The organism is Phocaeicola acetigenes (assembly GCF_027529745.1).
GTDB classification, from domain to species: Bacteria; Bacteroidota; Bacteroidia; order Bacteroidales; family Bacteroidaceae; genus Phocaeicola; species Phocaeicola acetigenes.
Genome location: NZ_JAPZVM010000030.1, coordinates 1 through 519, shown reverse-complemented (window position 1 = coordinate 519; position 519 = coordinate 1). Strand labels below are relative to the sequence as shown.

Sequence of the window (519 nt, the reverse complement as noted above, 5' to 3'; positions counted from 1 at the left end):
GCTCCGGATCGGGAAAGCTTTATTACGGTAAACGAGAAGTTGAGTGTGTTGAACGACAGAGCTACCATTTTACCGGATGCGCGAGGGGTTTCTGTAAGTTACTTGTCTGGAACATTTGACCTTGCGTTGAACTGTGGTGAGGAACTGGAATATGTGAATGGAGGAAATAATTGGGTGGAAATAACTCCTGTCAATCCGGAAGCTTCCAGTTTGGCAGAAAGAAATGTCTTTAGAATTACCAAGAAGCTTGTGGCTCCTAATTGTCCTTTGGAAGATATGAAACTTCAGTTCAGACGTAAAGGATTGTCGGAAGTATACGATGAAGACTGTCTGACTGTGGTTCTGGAGAAAAATGATGATACCTTAGAGGGTATGCTGGACTTCAATAACGAAAATTACGAATGTGATTTCGGTCGTTATATTGACGGAACTTTAGGTACTTATACAGTAGGCGAGGGTAAGACTATGGCTTTGGAAGTATCGGAATCAAATCCTTGGATAAGATTGGTACGTTCTGAC

1 protein-coding gene is annotated in these 519 nt (G+C 42.0%); it reads left to right on the top strand.

The window, feature by feature from the left end; all coding sequences use genetic code 11:
• Nucleotides 1–519 (top strand): hypothetical protein (locus O6P32_RS13575; protein WP_269879057.1); only part of this gene is annotated, 519 nt, incomplete at both ends.